Genomic DNA, 202 nt, shown 5'->3' on the forward strand with positions numbered 1-202 from the left:
GATGCGTTTTCTAAATTTGAAGAAAAAGGTATCTTTGATCGTGAAACCGGGCTGGCGTTTTTGAATAATATTCTGGAGCAGGGTGGTTCAAAAGAACCGATGGAATTATTCATAGCCTTCCGTGGACGAGAGCCTGAAATTGATGCTCTGTTAAGACATTCAGGAATAGCCGCATAACAAAAAAGGGCCGAAAGGCCCTTTT

The 202-nt window shown here is 42.1% G+C and carries 1 protein-coding gene; it reads left to right on the plus strand.

Translation table 11 applies throughout. The features are described from left to right. Positions 1-177, plus strand: a 177-nt coding sequence (locus tag B3014_RS10310; protein ID WP_289286972.1) for a M3 family metallopeptidase, incomplete at its 5' end; no start/stop codon positions are given. Between the last annotated feature and the right edge of the window lie 25 nt (positions 178-202).

The sequence above is a fragment of the Methylophaga sp. UBA678 genome, assembly GCF_002299105.1.
Lineage (GTDB): Bacteria > Pseudomonadota > Gammaproteobacteria > Nitrosococcales > Methylophagaceae > Methylophaga > Methylophaga marina.